Source organism: Cellulosimicrobium sp. CUA-896 (assembly GCF_001942335.1).
In the GTDB taxonomy this organism is placed as follows: Bacteria; Actinomycetota; Actinomycetes; order Actinomycetales; family Cellulomonadaceae; genus Cellulosimicrobium.
On the sequence record NZ_MKKH01000001.1, the window covers coordinates 67302 to 89649 of the forward strand.

At 70.2% G+C, this 22348-nt stretch carries 17 protein-coding genes and 2 pseudogenes; 8 read left to right on the forward strand and 11 right to left on the reverse strand.

The genetic code is table 11. The annotated features are described in order from the left end of the window. The first annotated feature begins 40 nt into the window (after nt 1-40). Nucleotides 41-622, forward strand: coding sequence for a hypothetical protein (locus tag BJF88_RS00315; RefSeq protein WP_075827324.1), 582 nt, complete (start codon nt 41-43; stop codon nt 620-622). Continuing rightward, on the forward strand, nt 619-3384 hold the full coding sequence (locus BJF88_RS00320) for a hypothetical protein (protein ID WP_083648734.1): 2766 nt from the start codon (nt 619-621) through the stop codon (nt 3382-3384). Before BJF88_RS00315 ends, BJF88_RS00320 begins: the two co-directional genes overlap by 4 nt. Here BJF88_RS00320 and BJF88_RS00325 read toward each other — a convergent pair. From BJF88_RS00325 to BJF88_RS22750, 4 genes are read right to left on the reverse strand one after another with little or no spacing between them, the layout of a single operon-like run. Continuing rightward, the gene (locus BJF88_RS00325) at nt 3326-4252 is read right to left on the reverse strand and encodes a lysylphosphatidylglycerol synthase domain-containing protein (RefSeq protein WP_255371599.1); all 927 of its coding nucleotides are present in this window, start codon (nt 4250-4252) and stop codon (nt 3326-3328) included. The genes BJF88_RS00320 and BJF88_RS00325 overlap by 59 nt on opposite strands. A gap of 56 nt (nt 4253-4308) precedes the next feature. Then, a complete protein-coding gene (locus tag BJF88_RS00330; protein ID WP_255371600.1) occupies nt 4309-5274 on the reverse strand; it encodes a glycosyltransferase in 966 nt (321 codons plus the stop codon). A 10-nt stretch (nt 5275-5284) separates the two neighbouring features. Continuing rightward, the gene (locus tag BJF88_RS22745) at nt 5285-5974 is read right to left on the reverse strand and encodes a phage holin family protein (protein WP_369824421.1); all 690 of its coding nucleotides are present in this window, start codon (nt 5972-5974) and stop codon (nt 5285-5287) included. After that, nucleotides 5971-6483, reverse strand: a complete 513-nt coding sequence (locus tag BJF88_RS22750; RefSeq protein ID WP_369824422.1) for a glycosyltransferase family 2 protein — start codon at nt 6481-6483, stop codon at nt 5971-5973. The genes BJF88_RS22745 and BJF88_RS22750 overlap by 4 nt, the downstream gene beginning before the upstream one ends. Before the next feature lie 521 nt (nt 6484-7004). Here BJF88_RS22750 and BJF88_RS00340 point away from each other — a divergent pair. Further along, nucleotides 7005-7832, forward strand: a complete 828-nt coding sequence (locus BJF88_RS00340) for a glycosyltransferase family 1 protein (RefSeq protein WP_222843889.1) — start codon at nt 7005-7007, stop codon at nt 7830-7832. Further along, entirely contained in the window at nt 7829-8845 is a 1017-nt protein-coding gene (locus BJF88_RS00345; protein WP_075827327.1) for a glycosyltransferase family 2 protein, read from the forward strand. Before BJF88_RS00340 ends, BJF88_RS00345 begins: the two co-directional genes overlap by 4 nt. 39 nt (nt 8846-8884) lie before the next feature. Here BJF88_RS00345 and BJF88_RS20675 read toward each other — a convergent pair whose 3' ends face one another. The 5 genes from BJF88_RS20675 to BJF88_RS00370 all read right to left on the reverse strand — a co-directional run bounded on the left by BJF88_RS20675 (nt 8885) and on the right by BJF88_RS00370 (nt 15858). Further along, nucleotides 8885-9841 (reverse strand): glycosyltransferase, encoded by a 957-nt coding sequence (locus BJF88_RS20675; protein ID WP_255371601.1) that lies wholly within the window; start codon nt 9839-9841, stop codon nt 8885-8887. Continuing rightward, on the reverse strand, nt 9841-11394 hold the full coding sequence (locus tag BJF88_RS20680; RefSeq protein ID WP_255371602.1) for a glycosyltransferase family 2 protein: 1554 nt from the start codon (nt 11392-11394) through the stop codon (nt 9841-9843). The genes BJF88_RS20675 and BJF88_RS20680 overlap by 1 nt, the downstream gene beginning before the upstream one ends. A 53-nt stretch (nt 11395-11447) precedes the next feature. Further along, entirely contained in the window at nt 11448-12899 is a 1452-nt protein-coding gene (locus tag BJF88_RS00355) for a DUF2142 domain-containing protein (protein ID WP_158068849.1), read from the reverse strand. Between the two features lie 1007 nt (nt 12900-13906). Continuing rightward, nucleotides 13907-14833, reverse strand: a complete 927-nt coding sequence (locus BJF88_RS00365) for a hypothetical protein (RefSeq protein WP_139315838.1) — start codon at nt 14831-14833, stop codon at nt 13907-13909. Beyond that, nucleotides 14818-15858, reverse strand: a complete 1041-nt coding sequence (locus BJF88_RS00370) for a hypothetical protein (protein ID WP_075827331.1) — start codon at nt 15856-15858, stop codon at nt 14818-14820. The genes BJF88_RS00365 and BJF88_RS00370 overlap by 16 nt, the downstream gene beginning before the upstream one ends. 441 nt (nt 15859-16299) lie before the next feature. On the opposite strand from BJF88_RS00370, the gene BJF88_RS20685 reads away from it, so the two are divergent. Genes BJF88_RS20685 through BJF88_RS00380 form a run of 3 tightly spaced genes read left to right on the forward strand, consistent with a single transcriptional unit; the run spans nt 16300 to nt 18325 of the window. Then, entirely contained in the window at nt 16300-16821 is a 522-nt protein-coding gene (locus tag BJF88_RS20685) for an ABC transporter permease (RefSeq protein ID WP_255371603.1), read from the forward strand. Beyond that, nucleotides 16728-17120: a hypothetical protein gene (locus tag BJF88_RS20690; protein ID WP_369824423.1), complete on the forward strand. Its 393-nt coding sequence runs from the start codon at nt 16728-16730 to the stop codon at nt 17118-17120. The genes BJF88_RS20685 and BJF88_RS20690 overlap by 94 nt, the downstream gene beginning before the upstream one ends. Continuing rightward, on the forward strand, nt 17120-18325 hold the full coding sequence (locus tag BJF88_RS00380; RefSeq protein WP_075827332.1) for a polysaccharide ABC transporter ATP-binding protein: 1206 nt from the start codon (nt 17120-17122) through the stop codon (nt 18323-18325). Before BJF88_RS20690 ends, BJF88_RS00380 begins: the two co-directional genes overlap by 1 nt. 77 nt (nt 18326-18402) lie before the next feature. On the opposite strand, the gene BJF88_RS00385 is transcribed toward BJF88_RS00380, so the two are convergent. Both BJF88_RS00385 and BJF88_RS22755 read right to left on the reverse strand, forming a co-directional pair. After that, nucleotides 18403-19965, reverse strand: a complete 1563-nt coding sequence (locus tag BJF88_RS00385; protein WP_075827333.1) for a glycosyltransferase — start codon at nt 19963-19965, stop codon at nt 18403-18405. A 511-nt stretch (nt 19966-20476) separates the two neighbouring features. Beyond that, nucleotides 20477-20956 (reverse strand): annotated as a pseudogene (locus BJF88_RS22755) (class I SAM-dependent methyltransferase); the annotation flags it as partial. A 138-nt stretch (nt 20957-21094) separates the two neighbouring features. Between BJF88_RS22755 and rfbB the strand changes: the two are divergent. Further along, nucleotides 21095-22088, forward strand: a pseudogene (gene rfbB, locus BJF88_RS00395) (dTDP-glucose 4,6-dehydratase). Nucleotides 22089-22348 lie beyond the last annotated feature (260 nt).

Here is a 22348-nt window from a genome sequence, read left to right on the forward strand (position 1 = left end):
TAGGCTCGAGCCGTTCAGTTGACTGGCTTAGGGGGCCTTCGTGACCAGCAGCGCTATCGGCGCGCGCGCATGCAGCTTCGCCTGCGCGGCCATCGCGGCCGTGCTCCTCACCGCGGGCTGCGGACCGTCCGACACCGCGTCGGACGCCCCGTCGAGCACTGCACCGGGAACGTCCGGCACCGATCTCCCCCTGGCGCCGACCCTGCCCGAGCCCACGCCGAGCACCTCAGCCCCGGCGGAACCGACGGTCGAGCCCGGCACGGACGGTCCTGCGCCGACGACGCGGCCGGACGACGACACGTCGGACGGGGCCTCCGCAGAGCCGACACCCACGGACGTCACGCTGGCGTACCTCGAATTCGACGAGGCGGCACGTTCGGTGCTCGCCTCGGGATGGGTGGCGGTCCTCGAGGAGTCCGGGACGTGCACCCTCACGCTCTCGAACGGCGGCAGGACGCTGTCGGACGAGGTGTCCGCACTCCCGGACGCCACCACGACGTCGTGCGGCGGTCTCGAGATCACGTCGCGCGAGCTGGCACCGGGTACCTGGACCGCCGTCCTGCACTACGAGTCGTCCACCGGACAGCGTTCCTCCGCGCCGCGAGAGGTCGAGATCCCGTGAGCCTGCGCCGCCTCGTCGCCGTCGCGGTGACGTCCGTCCTCGCGATGACGCTGGCGCCGCCGAGCAGCGCCCTCGACGCATCGTCACCGACGAGCGGGACGGATGCCGCACGTGCGGTGGCGCGTTCCGACTCGTCGCACCCTGCGACGGTCGCAACCGCGGCCGCCACCGCGTTCGACCCGGGCAACATCATCAGCGATGCCGTTTTCTACGACGCCACGTCGATGACGGCCGCACAGGTCGCCTCGTTCATCCAGGCCGAGGGAGCTGGCTGCCGGGCGACCTCAGGAAACACGTGCCTCAAGGACTACCGGGAGAGCACGCCGACGCGCGCAGCGAGCTCCCTCTGCCCGGGCCCCTACGCTGGCGGGAGCAACGAGACCGCCGCCGCGATCATCAGCAAGGTCGCGCTGGCGTGCGGGATCAATCCGCAGGTTCTGCTCGTGACGCTCCAGAAGGAGCAGGGACTCGTCACGGCGTCGGACGGCAGGCCCCCCCGTACGTACTCCCGGGCGCTGGGTTTCGGCTGCCCGGACAACACCGGAGGCGTCTGCAACCCCGAGTACGCCGGTTTCGCGAACCAGGTCTACTCGGCCGCCCGCCAGCTGCAGCGCTACGCGGCCTACCCGACGTCCTACGCCCATCGTGCCGGTGCGATCAACCAGGTCCGGTTCCATCCCGACGCGTCGTGCGGCACGTCGAGCGTCCACATCGAGAACCAGGCCACGGCAAGCCTGTACAACTACACGCCGTACCAGCCGAACGCGGCGGCCCTCGCGGCGGGCTACGGCACCGGCGACGCGTGCTCGTCCTACGGCAACAGGAACTTCCACCTGTACTTCACCCGATGGTTCGGCTCGCCCGTCCAGCGGGAGCCCATCGGCCACGTCGACACCATCGAGCCCGCAGGTGCAGGAACCGTGAGCGTCCGCGGCTGGGCCATCGACCACGACGCCCCCGGCCCCATCAACGTGCACGTGTACGTCGACGGCCGTGGGGCGCGCTCCCTCCTCGCCTCGACGCCGCGCTCGGACATCGAGCGCATCTACGGCCGCACCCAGTCCGGCTTCAGCGCCACCGTCCCCGTCTCGGCCGGCCAGCACGAGGTCTGCGTCTATGCGATCAACCAGCCCGCCGGGGCCAACCCCCGCCTCGCGTGCAAGACCGTCACCGTCACCAACCGGCTGCCTCTCGGCCACGTCGATAGCGTGACGGTCTCCGGACCTGACTCCGTCGCGGTCCGCGGCTGGGCTATCGACCGCGACGCCCCCGGCCCCATCAACGTGCACGTGTACGTCGACGGCCGCGCCGCCGTCTCGATCCTCGCTTCCACACCGCGCTCGGACATCGAGCGCATCTACGGCCGCGCCCAGTCCGGCTTCAGCGCCACCGTCCCCGTCTCTGCGGGCGATCACGAGGTCTGTCTCTACGCCATCAACCAGCCCAGCGGGAGCAACCCCCGCCTGGCGTGCAAGGCCGTCACCGTCACCAACCAGCGACCGATCGGACACGTCGACTCGATCACACCCGCCCCGGGCCAGCTCACCGTGCGCGGGTGGGCGCTCGATCGTGACACCACCGCCTCGATCCCGGTGCACGTGTACGTCGACGGCAAGCTGGCCGGCTCCGCGAGCGCGGCGACCAGCCGTTCCGACATCGAACGGATCTACGGTCTCGGGGCCGCGCACGGCTACACGGTCACCGTTCCCGCCAGCGACGGCTCGCACCGCGTGTGCGTCTACGCCATCAACACGCCCGCCGGCAGCAACCCGTCGATCGGGTGCGGCGACGTCACCGTGCGCAACGCGGCGCCCCGCGGCGCACTCGACGTGGTCGATCCCGCGACGCCCGCCGAGACGAGGGTCCGAGGCTGGGCGTTCGATCCGGACGACGGCTCACCGCTGACCGTTCGCTACCTGGTGGACGGCACGACCGTCGCCACCGAGCGGGCGACCACGTCACGACCCGACGTCGCACGCGCGTTCGGCGTCTCGGAGCTCCACGGATTCGACCGCACGCTGGCGCTGACGCACGGAGTGCGCAAGGTATGCGTCGAAGCCCTCGACGCGACGACCGCGGCGCCCATCACACTCGGGTGCAAGTCGGTCTCCGTGCCCGACACGCCGACGGTGGGGGAGCTGACGGAGACCTCCGGCGAGGCGGCAACGACGGCAGTCACGCCTCCGACGGTGACCGTCACGGGATGGGCGTGGGACTACGACTCGCCCTCCCCCGTGGTGATTCAGCTGGCCGTCGACGGCGAGGTCGTCGAGTCCGGCACCGCGGGCCGCACGGTGGATCCCCGACCGTCCGCGGCAGGCCGGTCGACAGTGGGCTTTGCCCTCTCGGCGCGGGTCGATCCAGGCACGCACGAGGTCTGCGCCCGTGCGAAGGACCCCAGCAGCGGCACGACCGTCCAGCTCGGCTGCAGCCCCGTGACGATCGCGAACATTAATCCGTTCGGGGCGCTGGACGTCGCCCAGGCCGGCCCCGCGGGCCTGCGGGTCCGTGGCTGGGCGATGGACCCCGATCGGCCGGAACCGATCAACGTGCACGTCTACGTAGACGGCGCGCTCCAGCGCGGGGTGACGGCGAACCTTTCCCGGCCCGACGTGGAACGGGTCCACGACAACGGTGCGCTGCACGGTTTCGACCTCACGCTCCCCGTGCCCGCCGGAGCGCAGGAGGTCTGCGTCTATGCGATCAACTGGCCGGCCGGCGCGAACCCGCGGATCGGTTGCGGGTCCGTCGCCGCGCCGTGACCGTCCGCGGGCGCCGACGCCGCACGATCAGCAGCCCGGCGCCCGCGAGGGCGAAGTCCGTGACGGTCAGGACGACGCGCGAGGACAGCACGGTCAGCACCACCGCACCGTGCGAGATGGAGCCGGCCAGCACCGCGAGCAGCACAGCCTCGCGCGCGCCCGCGCCGGCCGGGACCACGACCACGAGGAATCCCACGACCCACGCCAGCGCGTACCCGGCCACGGCGAGAGCGAGGGTTCGCGCGCTCGTGTCCATGCCGAGCGCCGTCGCGAGCAGCCACAGCTGGAACCCGGCGAAGAGCCAGGCGACCACGGACCACAGCGTCGCGAGGCCGAGACCACGCCACGACATCGCGCCTTGCATCGGTGCACCGCGCCCGAGACGCAGACCAAGTCCCACGATCCGGTTGAGCACCGGGGGTAGCAGGGCGACGACGAAGACCGGCGCGACCCACGCGAGCCACGACCAGGCGCCGAGCACGTCCGACCCCACGAAGGGCAGCGCGACGGCGCCGACGGCACAGCCGGAGACGACGGAGACGAGCAGGGCTACCAGCATCGCAGCCAACGAGCGGCGGCGAGGCACCTGGTGCTCCGCGCCGAGCTCCGCCGCGGCGACCACGTTCCAGACACCACCGGGCACGTACTTGCCGACCTGGCTCAGGCCGAAGACCGCCGTGGCAGCGCCCCACGGCAGACGTGACCCGAGGTCCGCCAGCACGACGCGCCAGGCGGCCAGCGTGCACAGCACGTACGCGACCGAGGCACCGCCCACGGCCAGCAGAGTGCCCACCGAGAGGCTGTCGGCGGCGGTGACGATCTGACCCCAGGACGAGACGACGGCGACGACGGCCAGGCCCAGTGCCACGGCGAGAAACGCCCAACGGACCCATGGGGAGCGGAGGACGGCGAGCACCCGGCCGATCATCGTGCCCCGCCCGTGCGCAGTGCGAAGAGCAACGGCTCCACCACGACCTCGGGAGTGATCGACGCGCGTCCCGCCGTCGCGCGTTCCCGCGCCGCGGCGAGGTCGGACGACTCTGCCAGCCGCACAAGCCTCGCGGCGAGCGCATCCGGGTCCGCAGGTGGCACCAGCTCGACGTGCTCGCCGAGCAGGTCCCGCTGCGGACGAGTGTCGGAGGTCACGACCACGCAACCAGCGGCAAGCCCTTGGTAGACCTTGTTCGGCACCACGCGCAGACCCTTCGGGGTGCTGGAGAAGATGCCGAGGCAGACGTCGTGGGACGCCACCAGGGCCGGCAGGTCCGCCGGCTCGACCCACTCCAGCCACGTCACGTCCCCGAGACCTTCCATCGCGCGGCGGGTCGCCGGGAGATCTTGCCCCGTGCCCACCATCGTGACCTGGATCGGCGCGCCCGCCGCGACGGCAGCCGCGAGAGCCGCGCCGATCACCGGCGCACCCTGCAGGGGCGTGTACAAGCCGAAGAACACGACTCGCAACGAGCCACCGGCGTGGCGAGCGACGGGAGCGGGGGCGGCGTCGAACCACGCCTGGGGAGCGCCCACCGGGACGACGACGCCGCGACCAGGTCGGCGAAGCATGCGCCGGTGCTCGTCGGTGTCGGTCAGGACCAGGTCCGCGCACCTCGTGGCGAGCCGGTCGAGAAGGTGCAGCATGCGCACCTTGAGGCCCGCGGCGCCGCGGTCGGTGGCCGTGTCCCCGGCGAACACCAGGTGATCGAGCACGACCGTGGAGCGCGGGAAGAGCACCCGCGCCAGGACCACGTCGAAGTGCCCCATGTAGCCGACCAGGACAACCTCCGGACGCCCGTGGGTGCGGACGGTCCGCCGGGCTCCCACGACGAGCTCCGCCCAGCACCCGAGGAGACGTAGGAGGAGCACCGGCAGGCGCCACGGTTGCTGCAGCATCCGCACACGCTCAGCCGTCGAGAGGCCGAGCGGACGGTTCACCTCGAGCACTGTCCGTCCATGGACGCGCAGGCCCTCGACGATAGTCGCGATGCGAGGGTGGCGGGAGCCGTCGTACGTGCCGAAGGAGAGGATCACTCCGCCTCGCCACCACGCGAAGGCGTCCGTGCCTCGGGGCGCGCCTCCACTGCCTGCACCGGCTCGAGCGTGGCTGCGAGGTCGACTGCGAGGACTCCATCGGGGAGCGCGCGCGCACCTGACGGCTCCGGCAGCGCCCGTACTGCACCTCCTTGAGCCGCTCGAGCGTCTCTTCCAGAAGCACGCGGTTCGTCCGCTCCAGATCTGCGATGACGAGCAGGGCAAAGCAGAGCAACGATCCGATCAACATGGCGACGCCGAAGATCAGCGACTGGATGTGGTCCCCGGCGTCGCCGATGAGCAGCAGCACGAGAAAGCGCACGAACGGCACCAGCGCCGCGACGAGGAAGGCCAGACCGAGAGTGATGAACACGGCGTGCGGCTTGAACATCACATAGCTGCGGCTGATGGCCTGGCCGGACATCGCCATGTGCTGCCAGATGCTCTTGAAGAGCCGCGATTCGCGGGTCTTGGGGTTCGTGGTGATCGGGACGGAGGCGATGCGCAGACGCTTGTTCCCCGCCTGGATGATCGTCTCCATGCAGTAGCTGAACTGCGTCACGACGTTGAGGTGATACAGAGAAGCCCGGGAGTAGGCGCGGAAGCCGCTGGCGGCGTCCGGAAGGTCCGTGCGGCGGCGAAGTTCACCACCTGGCTGCCGATGCGCTGCATCAGCTTCTTGAACGGGGAGAAGTGCGCGATCGTCGCCGTCTGGCGGTCACCGATCGCGATGTCGGCCTCACCGCGCAGCAGCGGCTGGACCAGCTCGGTGATCGACTCCTGGGGGTACTGGTTGTCCCCATCGGTGTTCACGACGATGTCGGCGCCATGCTTGAGCGCGTAGTCGACTCCATCGCGGAACGACCGGGCGAGGCCCATGTTGCGGGTGTGGTGCACGAAGTGCCTCACACCTAGGTTGCGCGCCACCTCGACCGTGCGGTCGGTCGAGCCGTCGTCGATGACGAGGATCTCGATCTCGTCGATCCCCTCGATTTCGCGCGGGATCGTGGCGAGGACGAGGGGCAGCGTCTCTTCCTCGTTGAGGCACGGGATCTGGACGAAGAGCTTCATACCGGCTTCCGGGTCGAGTGGGGTTGATTGCCCGAGCGTGTGGGCACGTGTCGCGCGCACAGTCTAGTTGTGATGTCCACGGAGATCGGTCGGCGCCGTCGTGAGGCCCTCGGCGGCCGGTCGAGCCGTGGCACGGCCGGAGGACCCTGGTCGGTCGCCGGGCCGTCAGGCCCTGGGTCACCTGCCGGTCGGCCACATCACGACCAGGGGGACGCATACGCTTCGACCGTGACCACCACCCCTCCTCTCAGCGTGACCATGGTCGTGGAGCAGCTCTGGCAGGCGGTGCCCGGGGGCTCCGGTACGTACGTCCGTGAGCTCTCGCACGCACTGGCGACGCGGCGCGACACAGCGCTGACCGGCGTCCGCGCAGGCTCCGCCGGAACCGACCACCACGGTCTGCCCGTCACGGTCCCCGTCGTCGCGTCCCGTCTTCCCCGCGCCCTACTCTACGAGGCGTGGTCGCGGCTGCGCCGTCCTGCAGTCCCGGGCCCCAGCCCCGACGTCGTGCATGCCCCGACATGGGCGGTACCCCCGCGCTCGGCGCCGCTCGTCTGACCGTGCACGACCTCGCGTTCCGCCGTGCACCGGAGCACTTCACACCCCGCGGCGTGCGCTTCTTCGAGCGTGCGCTGGAGATCACCCGCCGTGAGGCCGATATCGTGATCGTCCCGTCGATGACCACACGTGCCGACTGCGTGGACGCCGGCCTGGACGAGTCGCGCCTGCGCGTGGTGCCGCACGGCGTCCGGACCTCCTCCGTCGACCCCGCCGCAGCCGAGGAGTTCCGCAGACGTCATCGTCTCGACCGTCCGTACGTCATGTGGTGCGGCGCGGTCGAGCCACGGAAGAACCTCGGCACGCTGCTGCAAGCCTTCGCGAGCCTGGTCGATAGCACGGACCTTGACCTGGTGCTCGTCGGCCCGGGCGGCTGGGGCTCGGCGGCCGAGGACCTCGAGCGGCGCCGGGCGCCGCTCCCTCGTGAACGCGTCCACGTCCTCGGCGCCGTGTCGTCGTCGGACCTGGCTCTCGCCTACGCCGGCGCCCACGTGTTCTGCTTCCCCTCCTTCTGGGAGGGGTTCGGCATGCCCGTGCTCGAGGCGCAGGCGCACGGCGTGCCCGTGGTCACGTCGCGAGGCACGTCGATGGCGGAGATCGGCGGCGACGGCGTCGTGCTCGCCGACGCCGAGGACGCCGAGGAGCTCGCAGCCGGGATCGTCGCGGCCGCCGGACCGCGTCATGACGAGATCGCCGCATCGGCACGGGTCAACGCGGCAACCTACACCTGGGAGGCATCGGCCGCGCTGCACGTCGACGCCTACCGGGCCGCCGTCGAGGCCGCACGATGAGCGCGCGCGTCCGGGCCGTCGTGGTGACCTGGAACGGCGCCCATCTGCTGCCGCCCTGCCTCCGGTCACTGCTCTCGCAAGATCTGCCGGGTGGCCTGGAGGTCGTGGTGGTCGACAACGCGAGCACCGACGGCACGGCGACCCTGCTCGCGGAGTCGTTCCCGAGCGTGCGCGTGGTGAACCTGCGCGAGAACACCGGCTTCGCCGGCGGTGTGGCGGCGGGGACCGAAGACCTGCTGGCGCGCGAGGTCGTCCCCGGGCAGGACGTCCCGGAGTACGTGGTCCTGCTTAACAACGACGCATGGTTCGAGCCGGGGGCCGTGCACCGCCTGGTGGCGACCGCGGACTCCGCTCGCGAGGCGGGCGAACGGGTCGGGGCCGTGACCGCCAAGGTCTTGCTCAGCGAGCCTGATCGGGAAGGCCGCAAGGTGCTCAACTCGACCGGCAACATCCTCAGCCCCACCGGCGCAGCCACGGACCGCGACTTCGGCGTTCCGGTGGATCAGGCCCGTCCCGCCCGAGAGGTCTTCGGCCTGTACGGCGGCGCATGTCTCATCCGTACCGATGCGCTTCGCGACGCTGGCGGGTTCGACGCACGCCTTTTCCTTTACTACGAGGACACCGACCTCTCCTGGAAACTGCGCGAGCGCGACTGGACGGTGGTGTACGAGGGTCAGGCCGTCGCCCACCACCGCCACTCCGCCAGTTCCGGAACTGCCAGCGCGCTGTTCCGCTACTACAACACTCGCAACTCCCTCGTGGTGGCCACCCGGCACGCGCCCTGGGGGCTCGTGCTGCGGAGTCTCGGACGTCAGCTGGCCGGTATCGTGCGGCACTCGGCGCTGCGCACCGAGCCGGCGGAGCTCCGACGGGCGCGCCGGCGGGCGCTCTGGGACTACACGAAGACGGTGCCGCGCCTGCTCGTCGAGCGCCGGGCTCGACCTCGAGCTGTGCGACCGGAGATGTCCGGAGGAGCCGGTGGGGTGGTGCCTGACCGACCACGAGGTCGGTGAGCCGTCACATGGACGCCGGGCACTGGGCGCGCCCGATGCTCATCCCCCGCGAGCCACGCGGCGGACCCTGCCGGACGCCCGACGGACGAACTCGCCAGGGCCTCCGGCCCGCAGGTACCCGACGGCGAGACGGAGATCGGCCCGCACACCACCCCGGCGGAGGAAGGGCCGCGCCAGCGTCTCTGCATCCCCCAGCTCGTGAGCGAGGTCGGCAGCGCGCCGCGGGAACCGGCAGAACTCGACGAGCGGTTCCAGCACCGTGGCCCACCGGTACCGCTCGGCGAACTCAGCGACGTTCTTGCGCGCCTCCGCGACGGCCTTCCCGTCGAAGAGATACGTCTCGAGCGCCGACTCGAGCGCGTCGACGTCCTCCGGCTCGACCGTGGCTCCCAGCCGATTCTCCGTGATGAGGGAATCGAACGTGTCGCCGTTCGTCGCGACGATGGGCAGGCCCGCCCACAGGTAGTCAAGGATGCGTGTGCGGAAGCTGAACGCCGTTTCGATGTGGTGGAAGTGGGTCGAGACCCCGAGGTCCGCGTCCAGGAGATAGTTCGCCCGCTCGTTGTAGGGCACCCAGCCCTCGTTGAAGAACACGTGGCGCCCCGTCAGGCCCAGCTCGTCCGAGAGCTGCTTGAGCTCCCACGCGATGCGCATGTCGGGAACACCGGGATTTGGGTGCTTCAGGCCAAGGAAGTAGAGCTTGACCTCCGGATGCCGCTCCACGAGCCTGTGGACCGCTCGGACCAACGTCAACGGGTCGAACCAGTTGTAGACCCCACCGCCCCAGAGGACCACCTTGTCGTCTGGCCCGATGCCGGGAACGGCCCCCTTGATCGCGTGCGAGGTCTGCACTGGCGCATCGTCGCTGACGCCGAAGGGCACGACGGCGACCAGCGAGTTCAGCGACTCGTCCTCGTCGTAGACGCGCGCGTTGATGCGCCCCTGCCCCGCGAGCTGTCCGAGCCAGAAGTCCCGCTGCTTGTCCGAGGCGCACATCACGAGATCGGCGCGGCGCAGCTGCTCGTTGAGGATGCGCGTGGTCTCGCGGACGGAGTGAGCCCGTCCGTCGGGTCCGAGGTCGCGCGCCTGCTCGAGCTGCTCGAGGTGGATGGGGTCGTAGACGTCCGCGACGAGGATCTTGCTGGACTGCTTGAGCACGGTGCGCCCTCGAGCAGGAAGCCCTGGAAGACGATGACGTCAGCCCAGTCGGTGTGCTTCTTCAGGGGCGGCCCGGCCGAGTGCACCACGGTGAACTCATCCGACGTGACCTTGACGCCGGCCGTGGACAGCAACCGGACGTCGGCGAACGGCGCCACCGCCCGGGCGATCTCCCACGCACGGATGGCGGGACCTGCCATCTTCTCCAGCAGCGGCTCTCCCGTCACGACCAGCACACGCTGCCTCGAGACGAAGTGACGGTCGATGCCGAACGCCTCGACGAGTGCGTCGTGGCCCTCGTTGTACCCCTCGATGGCGTAGGCGGGCTCGATGGCATGGCGGAAGAGCGGGAAGAGCTCCCGGTCGCTGCGGCGGCGTCGGGACTGCAGCTCCGCGCGGACGTCGGCCAGCCCGTGCGCGAGCTGCTCGACGAGGTAGTCGACCGCGAGCGGTCCCGTCAGCGCCATCTTCTGCACCTCGACCGTGCCGACGTCGTCTCCGCCGGGGCGCTTCTGCAGGTCAAGCATCGCGGCGTCGGTGCCGGTGCGGGCAACCGACCGACGCACGGCCAGCGCCATGGCCGCCGGTAGCGCCTTCGCCAGCGACTCGTCGTCAAGGTTCTTGTACATGCTCAGGAGCGCATTCCGCTCGAGGAGGTAAGACTCGCGGTAGTCGCCGAACTTCTTCATCGTCACGTGGTGCTTGTGGTAGGCGACCGAGCCCGGCACGTATCGCACCCGGTATCCGAGGAGGTTCAGCCGCCAGCCGAGGTCCACGTCCTCGTAGAACATGAAGAAGCGCTCGTCGAAGCCTCCGACCTCCCGGAAGACCGCGGTCGGCATGAACATCGCAGCACCGGTACCGAAGAGGACGTCCTTGGGGACGTCGTACTCGGCGGAGTCCGGCCGCTCTGCCTCCCGCTTGTAGCCCATGCCGTACCAGGTGAGCGAACCGTCGACGTAGTCGACCAGGTTCCCCTCCCAGTCGAGAACCTTGGAGGCGATCGATCCGATGGACGAGTCCGACTCCATCGCCTCGACAGCGGCCCGCACCCAGCCCGCGCCCGGGCGTGCGTCGTTGTTGATGAAGCCGACCCATTCTCCGGTGGCGGCCTCGACACCGAGGTTGCAGCCGCCGGCGAACCCGAGGTTTCCTCCCGATTCGATGACCCGGGCGTGGGGGACGGCCGCCCGGATCCTCTCGACGCTGCCGTCCCCGGAGTCGTTGTCGACAACGATGAGTTCGAGACGGTCGGACGGCCAGTCGATCTCGTCGAAGTACCGCAGGCATGTGACCGTGTCCTCGGCACCCTTGTAGTTGACGAGAACGACGGAGACGACGCCCGTGCGCTCCTCGGCGTCCGAGGCGGCGTCCGAGGACGAGCGGCTCACAGTACCTCCAGGGTGTTGGGAAAAGCGGGCGCGCACATCCTATGCGCCGACGGTCACGGGCCCGGCGCGACGGACCGGGGGTCGGGGCGAGGTTCCGCCACGAGGTCCTCGAGCACGATGTGCCGCAGAAGCCCTGACAGGTCCTCCTGGATAGCGACGAGAGCTGGAACCGGACGCCACCACTCGGCGGAGGACACGACCATGAACGCGCTCGCACCTGCGCCCTGCGTCCCCACGGCGAGTGCCAGGACGACCAGAAGCTCCCGCCAGCCGCTCGCGGGTCTGAGCACCTCGGCGAGCACAGCAACCAGGGGCCCCACGACGATCGGCAGGAAGGTGAGGAGGTACCGCGCGTGCACCCCGATCGGCTGTCCCATCGCGAGGTAGTCGTGCAGGTTGGTCCAGAAGAGCGCGGCGACGAAAGCAGCCGTGCCGAGGAGCAGGGGCGCCGCGCCGGACACACGCAGGACGAGCGGAGCCAGGAGGACGAGGAGGGCCGCACCTGCGACGACCGTCACGAGCGAGATCAGGCCCGCGACCGCGGGTCCGTTCGAGGTGAACGTCTCAGCGCCGCCGTCGACACCGACGGCGTTCCACAGCCACAGCACCCGAGGCGCCCACACGCGCGCTGCGTAGACCCCGGCCGTGCCCGCCGTGAGGGGCAGGTCGTCGAATCCGGCGTCCGCCTCGTAGTTGCGCCCCCACGGCCCCCAGCTCATGCACGTCTCGAGCGGCTGCACAGCACCGCAGTCAGGGAACGGGGTGCCGAAACGGACGAGGTTGACGACGTAGCGCTCGACGGCGAGGGCGAGACCGACGAGGGCCGCGGCCACGAGCAGCAGGTCCGTCCAGGTCGCGCGCACCCGCGACCATCGGTCGGCGGACCGCACGGCGCGCACGACGAGCAGCACGACCACGACCGCGAGGAAGGGCAGCGCGGAGTATTTCGTCAGCGCCGTCACGGACGCGAGTGCGAGCAGCGCGAGCCAGCCTCGCAGCTCGCGTGGCTCTCCCCATAGGCGGACGGCCACCGCGGAGAAGGCTGCGACGAGCAGGAACAACAAGTTGTCGTAGTTCACGACCGCAGCGATCGTCACCAGCAGCGGGGACATCGACACCAGCATCACCGTGACGCCGGCGACGGGAGCGCTGCCTGTCATAGAACGCACGACGCGGTGCCAGAGGACGAGCCCGGCCGCGACCATCGCGACCGAGAACAGCCGAAGCAGCACCATCCTGTCGTCCGGCTGCCATCCGGACGTGGCGCGCCAAGGGAACGAGAGGAGGTAGTGGTACAGGTACGAGGGGTACCGTTCAACGTCACCGACCGGGCCGACGTCCGGGCGCTGGTCCAGGAAGGGCGTGAGATCTCCGGCGAACGCGTCGACCGCAGCGAGGTGGTAGTCCTCGTCGTAGATCGAGGTGCGCGCCACCAGGGCGAGCCACCCTGCCTGGACCACGAAGGCAGTGATGACCGCGCCGAGGAAGATCCTGCCGCCCAGCATCGCGCGCACGACCGCCGAAGCACGGGTGACCACCGCTGCGCCTAGCATCGGTCCCTGACCGAGACCTCTCTCGCGGTCGCGTCCCTGGATGAGGCGCCCATCGCATCCATCGTGGGCGCGGCAGGCTCCTCGCCCTCACGTCCGAGGTGCGTGCGTCCGCTCCCGGTAGCTCGCCGCGACGGCGCCAAGCGCCGACCGCCCCCACGACACCGGCGCCCAGCAGCACGAGGCACGCCGCTGCGGTCACCCACACCCCCTGCCTGAGGAGCGGCGTCCGGTACTCGAGCCCGACGACGTGCTGCCCTGCCTCGACCAGGACCGCGCCACCAACGTGCTCGGCATCGACGAGCGGCACGGTCTCCCCGTCCACGGTCGCGGACCATCCCTCCCGCCGGAGCGAGTCTGCGACGACGACCCACCCCTCGTCCGACGCGTCCACCTCGACGATGACGTGGTCACTGTCCGAGTCAAGCTGTCGCACGACTGCGGTCGAGGTCCCGTCGAGCCCCTCGGCATCTTCCGCGCCGTCCAGCACGACGGTGTCGTCCGGGGTGGTGGGGTCCGCCATGACGGCGACGCGGTCTGCGGCGTCGGGCACCACCACATCGCGGGACGCCCAGCGCACGCGCTCCAGGGCCGACGTGCGCTCGTAGATCGTCGCATCCCCGGTGTGGACGACGCGGAGGCCGTCGTCCACGGGGAGGACGGGCGTGAGTGCGAGCATCCCGTCATCGGTCACGCCCACGTCAGCCGCCCTGGTCGCGGCTCCGCCCTCACGTGCTTCTAGGCGCAGTTCGGCGACCCACTCCGTCGCTGCGGGGACGTCCTCCGCCGGCAACGCCACCTCGCCCGTGCCCGAGCCCGACCTGAGCCAGGTCTCCGTCCGCGCGAGCTCCGACCCGTCGGTCGAACGCACGGTTGTTACGAGCAGCGCACCGTCGCGTCCGGGGCGACGTCGGACACCGCGACCGACAGGCCACGCACCGGGCCCGCAAGCACGTGCGAGCTCAGCGTCTCGCCGAAGGCCAGCGGCTCGCTGGCGGCCGCCTCGTCGGCATTCCCCGGGACGCCGGCGACACGGGCGGTGGGCGCGTCGACGACGTAGCGGACGCCAATCCGGTCCAGGCGCCGCTGTCGAGGGCCACGTCGCGGTTCGCAGGGGAGATTCCAGAGTAGGTCGGGGTCAGCATCATCTCCGGGTCGGCCGCAAGCATCAGCTCGCGCCACTCCGGCGTGGTGAAGGCGTGCCCTCCCAGGCTCCGCTGCGCGTAAGCCGTGCTCGATCCCGGTAGCATGACCTGCCCGACGGTGGCGTACCGCTGGCCGTCCAGGCGAGTGTCGAGGAACTCGTGCGTCGCGGTGCGCTGGTAGTACAGCTCCACGTCGTTCTGGGGCCACCACGCGCGCGCGAGGCCGATGGCAGGCACGGTGACGAGCACGAAGATGCCGACCGCGGCGACGGTGCTTGCCCATCTCCGCTCCAGCGCCCAGGCCAGCACAACGAGCAGTGCGCAGCAGGCCGCGAGCGCGAACCCTTCGCGGAGCTGCAGGCCGAGCCCCACAGGGTCGGGAGTCTGCCGACGCACCGACAGGACGGCGTAGATGACGACGAGCACGACCGTCAGCCCGCCTGCCGCCCGCAGGGCCAGGGTCGTCCGCGCGCGGGGCTTGCGCAACGCGGTGAGGTCGGCCCGTGCTCCATACGGGCGCAGGACGGCGTCCAGGCCGAACGCGGCGAGCACCGCAGCAGCGAAACCGACGATCACGCGCAGGCGCGCCACCGGGTTGGTGGAGAAGACGGGAAGCTGTTGGAGCAGTCCCAGTGCGACCCCGCCGACGTAGAGCACGCCTGCTGATCCGACGAGCAGCACGACCATGAACGCGAGGGAGCCGGTACGGTCCTGGCCCCGCGTCCGAATCACGAGCGCGGCCACGACGAGCACGACGACAGCCGCACCGAGGTAGGACATGGCCTCGACAGGATGGGTAGCGCCCCACACACCCGACCCGTCGGGCCTCCCGAGCGCGTACGGGAGCACTGAGGTCGCGATGTACTCGAAGGAGAGATGGCTCTCAGGAGTCTGCGACGGACGTCGAAGTCGAGCACCGTCGCCGCGTTCCACGCGAACGGCAGCAGCAGCCACGCCGACAGCAGCGCGCCGAACACCACGCCTCCGAGAGAGCAGACACCGGCGCGCAGCGTGGCCAGCACGCTCCGGTGCGCGACGGCGGACCGCACGACCACGTAGAGGGCACCCGCGTAGAGCGCGTACGCGGTCACCGCCGGGAACCCCCCGAGCAGCAGTGAGGACACCGGGATCCCGAGGATCAGCACCTCGCGCCATCGCGGGCGTACGGCCGCGCGGTCGAGCGCCCAGAAGAGCAGCGGCAGGAAGGCAGCGACACGCGTCTGTGGCCAGTTCGTCCACGTCACCATGAACCCGGAGGAGACGTAGGCGAGGGTGGCGAGAGGCCACGTCGGCCGGCTGAGACCTAGTCGGCGCAGGAGCAGAGACATGCCGATCGCCGCGACGAGGATCTCGAGCAGCTTGACCGCGCCCGGCGCGTACGCGTGGGGCAGGACCCACCACGGCAGCGAGATCGGGGAGTAGACGCCGGAGTTCGGGAGACCACCGAGCTCCACGCCCCCTTGTCCGTAGGGGTTCCACTCCGCGAGCGAACCCTCCCGCGCCTCGTCGACGATCATCGCCGCCTGCGGTGCGAAGCCGTCCACCGTGTCCCCGAGGAACGGGACCTGCACGTCCGTCACGATCGTGGCGTCCGTCCGCCACGGCGCGAAGATCTCCATCAGATCCACACCGAGGAACGTGGTGCGACCGAGGAGGGACGATCCCACGGTGACGGCCACGAACGCGGCGACGCATGCCCAGCCGAACGCCGTCAGCAGCACGTCGGTCCAGCCCTTGGCGGGCGTGCGGAGCAGAGAGGTGCGAATCACGGAGCGTCCTGTCGTGGGCGGGGCGTCGGCGCACACCTTACCGTCCGCCGTCGTACCTCCGGTCGGCGAGCCCCGCCTCCGCACAGCTCGATCACGGGACGCTCGTTCCGTGATCCGGTGCCGCGAGCGCGGGCTCCTCCCGCGCAGTCGCCCCGTCGCTCGTCACGGCGGGTCGCGACCGGTCGTCATCCCGCACGCTCTCCACGCCGATCGCTCACGCCGCACGACCGACCGGTGCCCGGCGAGCCGCGCTCCTGCAGGCGGTAGAGTCGTCGCGCCCGCGGCGCACTCTCGGCGTCTGTGAGGGCGGAGTGGAGGATCGCAGCACAGATGACGACAGCATCACCTGACCGCGAGGATCGGCTCGCGTCCGAGCCTCTGAGGCCGGCGGGTCCGCGTAAAGGATTCGCAAGCGGCACGCTCTCGTCACTCAAGGACCTGGTGGCACAACGCGAACTGCTCGACATGCTCGTCCGTCGAGAGCTGAAGGCACGGTACAAGGACAGCACGCTCGGCTTCGTCTGGAGCCTCGGCCGGCCGCTGGCCATGCTCCTCATCTACTACGTCGCACTGGGGCAGTTCCTCGGTGCTGCACGCAGCATCCCGCAGTTCGCGGTCTTCATCTACGCCGGCCTGACGGCGTGGAACCTCTTCTCCGAGTCGTTGACCGCGGGGACCGGCTCGGTCGTCGCCAACAGCGGTCTCGTGAAGAAGGTGTACCTCCCCCGCGAGGTCTTTCCTCTCAGCTCGATCGGGTCCGCGCTGTTCAACTTCTCCATCCAGCTTGTCATCCTGCTCGCGGCGACGGTCCTCGTCGGTCAGTTCCCCCCCGGGGGACACGTTGGGTCTACTTCCCGCTGGCTCTTCTCGTGCTCGTCGTCTACGCCACCGCGCTCGGGCTCGTCCTCAGCGCGGTCAACGTGTACCTCCGCGACGTGCAGTACCTCGTCGACATCGGCGTGATGATCTTCTTCTGGCTGTCCCCGATCGTCTACGCCTGGCACTTCGTGCAGGACACCCTCGCCGACACGACGCTCAGCAGCGGTGTCTCCGACGCACTGCTCCAGCTCTACCTGGCGAACCCGGTGACGTTGGCGGTCATCGGGTTCCAGGAGACCTTCTGGGTAGCCGGCGACGCCCTGCCTGCGCTGCCTGACCTGGCCGCGCGGCTCGGTGTCGCGCTCGCGGTGGGGGTCGTGCTCCTGTGGGTCGCGCAACGTTCGTTCACCCGCCTTCAGGCCAACTTCGCCCAGGAGCTGTGATGACCACCGTCGTCGAGATCGAGAACCTGTCCAAGCGCTTCGTCATCCGCAAGGAGAAGTCCCTGAAGGAGCGTGTCGTCAACTTCGGCCGTTCGCGCCGCTTCCGGGAGGACTTCTGGGCGCTCCGCGACGTGGACCTCGCGATCTCGTCGGGCAGCACCATCGGCTTGATCGGGCCGAACGGATCCGGCAAGTCCACGCTGCTCAAGATGATCGGCGGCATCCTGCAACCTGACACCGGCACCGTACGCCTCCGTGGACGCCTCGCGGCACTGCTCGAGCTCGGCGCGGGGTTCCATCCCGATCTGACGGGCCGTGAGAACGTCTACCTCAACGCGTCGATCCTCGGGCTCACGCGGGAAGAGACGAACCGCTACTTCGACGGCATCGTCGAGTTCTCTGGTATCGAGCGTTTCATCGACACCCAGGTGAAGTTCTACTCCTCGGGCATGTACGTCCGGCTCGCCTTCGCCGTGGCGGTGCACGTCGACCCGGACATCCTCCTCGTGGACGAGGTACTCGCCGTCGGGGACGAGCCGTTCCAGCGCAAGTGCCTCGACCGCATCCGCACCTTCCAGGCGGAGGGCAGGACGATCGTGCTCGTCACGCATGGCCTCGACCAGGTCGCCGAATTCTGCGACAGGGCCGTGGTGCTCGAGCAGGGCTCCGTCGTCGTCGACGGGACACCCCGTGACGCACTGAGGACGCTGCGCTCGGACTTCGAGGAAGAGCGCGTCGCGGCGCAGGAGAGGGCGCGCGAGCTTGCGGGCCAGTCGGCGGCGCCGCCGGCCCGCTTCACCGGGGTGTCTGTGCGCTCGGAGTCGGGCGCAGTCGCCGACGCGGGTGGCGGGCCCACTCTTCAGGCGGGCGAGGGTCTGCACGTCGCGATGGAGATCGAGGCCGAGCGCCCGATGGACGGCTGCACCATCGAGGTCGGGGTGACCTCCGCACTCGGCACGACGGTGACCTCGACGAGCACGTCGCTCCTCGACTCTCCCCTGCCGCGACTCGAGGGAACGCGCCGGTTCGCCTTCTACCTCCGCTCGCTCCCGCTCGTCCCCGACGACTACAACGTCCGAGTCACGCTGCGCGACGCCCTGGGGACGGAGCTCCACCACGTTCCGGTCGCCGCGCAGTTCGCGGTCGAGGGCCGAGCGACCTCCCTCGGCTTCCTCGCGACCGAGACGGACTTCGTCGTCCTCTGAGGACCCGGGCCGCGTTGCGCGGTCCTCGCCAGCCGTGTGGTCCGGGCGGACGCGCCCGGACCACAGTGGCTGAGCCCCTACTGCAGGGGCATGAACCGGTCGCGCCGGGGGGACGACCATCGACCACGGAGAAGGTCGTGCTCCCATTTGTGCACCACGGGGATCCGCGTCTTGGACTCGAAGTGGAAGGCACGCGCCTCGGCCAACCACACGAGGCGGAGCCCTCGTTGCGCGACCTTCAGCGACAGGTCCACGTCGTTGAAGTTGGCGGGGAGGAGCTCCGACAGCCCGCCGACGTCGTCCCAGGTGGTCCGACGCAAGGCGATGCACGCACCGGTCAGCCCGCTGCACTCGCGGTTGATCAACAACGCGCTCGAGTCGCCGTAGGCCTCGTCCAGCTCTCCGTAGTGGGCGTGCCCGGGGTCGCCGTTGCGGAAGACCACACCGGCGTGCTGCAGCGTACTGTCGGGGAAGAGCAGTCGCGGGCCCACCATCCCGACATCGGGCTCGGTCAGCGGCGCGACGACCTGCTGGACGAACCCGGGAGAGATGACCTCGATGTCGTCGTTGAGCAGAAGGATGGTCGTACCGTGCGAGGCCAGCACCCCGATGTTGCACTTCTCCGAGTAGTTGAAAGGCTTGCTGTAGAGCACCAGGACCAGACGACGCCCCGCGATCTCGCGCAGGGCGTCGAGCACCTCGACGGGAGTGACGTCGTCGTACACCACGACCACCTCGAGGTCGACCGGCCCGGCGTTCGCGATCAGGGACCGTACGGCCTCGACGACGAAGGCTCGCGGTTCGCCCCAGACTATGCCGCTACCGCCCCGCGTGGGGATCACGACGCTGACGAGCCCGGCGGGCACCGCCCGGCGCTCGATGCGATACGTTCCCGGGACCTTGCCGAGCTGGGCCCGTGCGTCGATGCCGCAGCGGTCGAGGTGCTCCTGGACGGCCCGGCGCCCCGCCTTCCAGGCGTACGGCTTTGCCTCCTGGTCGCCCGCGGCGGACCCGGGGACCACGCGCCAGTGGTAGAGGACCTCAGGGACGTGTACGACGCGGCGGGCTGACTCCGTCACCCGCAGCACGAGGTCGTGGTCCTGCGAACCCTCGAACCCGTCACGGAAGCCTCCGACCGCACGCACGAGCGAGGTGCGGAGAACGGACAGGTGACTCGTGTACATCTGCCCGCGGAGGCGTTCGGGCGACCAGTCGGGCTTGCGGAACTCGTCGTACCGCTCGCCGTCGGCGCCGATCTTGTCCTCGTCCGAGTACAGATAGTCCGCGTCCGGGTTCTCCTCGATGACTTGGGCCATCGTCGCGAGGGCGTCCTCGGACAGGAGGTCGTCGTGGTCGAGCAGCACGACGAACTCGCCTCGCGCCTCGGCCAGTCCGTCGTTCGACGCGGCGACGATGTGCCCGTTGACGGCACGCTCCACGACCCGCACCCGTGCGTCGGCGCGCGCCGTGTCCTGCAGCGCGGCGCGGACTGCCGCACTTGGGGACGCGTCGTCGACGACCACCAGCTCCCAGTCGGCGTACGTCTGCGCCCGGACGGAGTCGAGCATCGCCTCCAGCGCCGCGATCGGGGGCTCGTAGACCGGGGTGACGACGGAGAACAGCGGCCTCGGCGCACTCATCGAGCAGCCGCTTCACCGCACGGACCGGTGCTGTCGCGAGCCGCCCGAGACGCCATGACATCGACCGATAGATGTCGGCGCGGTCGGCGTTGAGTCCGTGCAGCTCTTGCCGGAGTCGCACGGACTCCTCCCTCGCCGCGCGCGCGTCGGCCTCCGCACGGGCGACCTGCGCCTCGAGACCTATCACATAATCCTTGCGCATGGACGCCGCGTGCTGCTCGTCCGCGATCCGGCGTGCGCGGGCCGCATGCTCGTCCTCGCGGCGGACCTCGTCGTCGGGCACGGCCACCCGCACCTCGGGGCGATCGCGGCGCGGGCCGTCTGAGCGGCGGGCCGCGACGACGTACTGGTAGTCCAGGGCGCGTGGCTGGTGGCGGACCCACTCCACGATGCCCTCGGGGAGCGCGTCCGCCTCGACCACGACCTCGGTCGCCAGGGGATCGGCGGTCGTCGCCCATGCCTGGTCGATCTCCAGTCCCGCGTCGGCCAGGAGTCCCACGACACCGTCGAGAGTCAGGAACCTCACGTGGGTCTCGTCCAGGAGCCCCGTGGGCGTGTACCGCCACGCCCCCTGGAGGAGCGCGAGGCGCAACGAGCCGTGCGCGACGTTGGGAATGGACACGACCACCTCGCCGTCGTCCGTGAGCAGCCCGACCGCTTGCCGCAGCGTCCGTAGGGGGTCCACGAGGTGTTCGAGGACGTCCGCCAGCACGACGCGGTCGAACCGGGTGTCGGGGAACGAGTCGCCCAGCGACAATTCCTCCAGGTCCCCGACGACGAGCGAGGCGAGGAGGGGCCGTGCCTTCTCGGCGGCGTCCGCGTCGAGTTCGACACCGTGCACGGTGCAGCCCTGCGCAGAGAGAGCCTCAGCCAGGTAGCCCGTGGCACAGCCCACGTCGAGCACGGCCTTGTCCCGACCGACGAGCTCGAGCACGAGCGCGTGGCTCGAGTTGCGATTGCCCGAATCGATCGAGGCGTCGTAGATGGTCATGGTGCCCCTCTGTGGATCGCGTCGTCCGCGGGGCGCGCCTCGGCGCCACCGGCGGCCTAAGGCTACCCGCACGCGCTCGAACGGCGCGCGTCGCCTCGGATAGGCTTCCGCTCGATCTCACACCAAGGAGGCACGACCATGCGAGTGCTCGTCACCGGCGGAGCCGGCTTCATCGGTTCCAACTTCGTCCACCAGACGGTCCGGGAGCGGCCCGACGTCGACGTGACGGTCCTCGACGCCCTCACGTACGCAGGCGACCGGACGTCGCTGGCCCCGGTCGCGACGCGATCACCCTCGTCGAGGGGAGCATCACGGACGGCGCGCTCGTCGACCGCCTCGTCGGCGAGTCCGACCTCGTGGTGCACTTCGCCGCCGAGTCGCACAACGACAACTCGCTCGACGACCCCTCACCGTTCGTGCAGACCAACGTGGTCGGGACGTTCACCCTGCTGGAGGCGGTCCGCAAGCACGGAACTCGCTTCCACCACATCTCGACCGACGAGGTCTACGGCGACCTCGAGCTGGACGACCCCGCGAAGTTCACGGCCGAGACGCCGTACAACCCGTCGAGCCCCTACTCGTCGACCAAGGCCGGCAGCGACCTGCTGGTCCGGGCGTGGGCGCGCTCGTTCGGCGTGCAGGCGACGATCTCGAACTGCTCGAACAACTACGGGCCGTACCAGCACATCGAGAAGTTCATCCCGCGCCAGATCACCAACCTGATCGACGGCGTGCGCCCCAAGCTCTACGGCGCGGGGCTCACGTCCGCGACTGGATCCACGTCGAGGACCACAACTCCGCCGTGTGGGCGATCATCGACCGCGGCCGCGCTGGGGAGACGTACCTCATCGGCGCCGACGGCGAGAAGAACAACCTCGACGTCGTCCAGACGCTTCTCGAGATCTTCGGCCGCGACCGCGACGACTTCGACCACGTCGCCGACCGCCCCGGGCACGACCTGAGGTACGCGATCGACGCCTCGAAGCTGCGCGACGAGCTCGGCTGGAGCCCGCGTTTCACGAACTTCCACGACGGCCTGGCGGCGACCGTGGCCTGGTACCGGGACAACGAGTCCTGGTGGCGTCCGGCGAAGGCTGCGACCGAGGCGAAGTACGCAGCCGTCGGGCAGTGACGGGAGGACGCACTGCCGTCCCGGCAGGCTCTGCCCGACCATCGGACGGCCTCCACGAATCCTCTACCCGGCGAGTCCCGGGGCGTCGCAGATCTGTGATGCCGACGACCTATGCTGCTGGATCGTGACGTCACAGCAGCGCGGGCCCACGGGACGGCCTGCCCACCGCTCGCGGCCGGCGCGGGTCCCCGCGCACGCGCGCCGCGTCGCGTCGCGCTCGCCCGTACGTGCCATCGCGCTGACCATGACGGCCGTCCTCG